Annotated in this window: 1 protein-coding gene; it reads left to right on the top strand. The window is 48.3% G+C overall.

All coding sequences use genetic code 11. The features are described from left to right. The first annotated feature begins 138 nt into the window (after nucleotides 1-138). Entirely contained in the window at nucleotides 139-411 is a 273-nt protein-coding gene (locus XpopCFBP1817_RS21195) for a retroviral-like aspartic protease family protein (RefSeq protein ID WP_158251350.1), read from the top strand. The last annotated feature ends 32 nt before the right edge of the window (nucleotides 412-443 follow it).

The raw sequence follows: 443 nt of genomic DNA on the forward strand, positions 1-443 counted from the left end.
TGATCATGTCTGTCGTTCTCCGCTGGCAGGGCGTCAAGTCAATGATGGCAGATTGATGGGGTTTTTAGAGGCTCCTTTAAATCAACCATCACCACGCCTGTCACTCTACCTCTCGTTAACGCAGGTGGCGTCCCTGTAGTGAAGGAAACCATACATGGGGGGGGGGATGGCAAGCGCCGTGACGTAATCTCGGATTTTGTGGTGGACACTGGTTCTACGAGATCTATCCTTAATGAAAGATTTGCCCGCTCTTTGGGACTTAAAATTACAAATAATTTCAATAGAGACGCCATCGGCGCATCAAGAGAAGTTTTATTCAACTTGGCCGACCCGGTTGATTTGAAAATGGGAGAGCTGATTCTTCATAAAGGAGCCTCTAAAAACCCCAGCAATCTGCCATCATTGACTTGACGCCCTGCCAGCGGAGAACGACAGACATGATC

Origin of the sequence: Xanthomonas populi (genome assembly GCF_002940065.1) — a bacterium.
Taxonomy (GTDB): Bacteria; Pseudomonadota; Gammaproteobacteria; order Xanthomonadales; family Xanthomonadaceae; genus Xanthomonas; species Xanthomonas populi.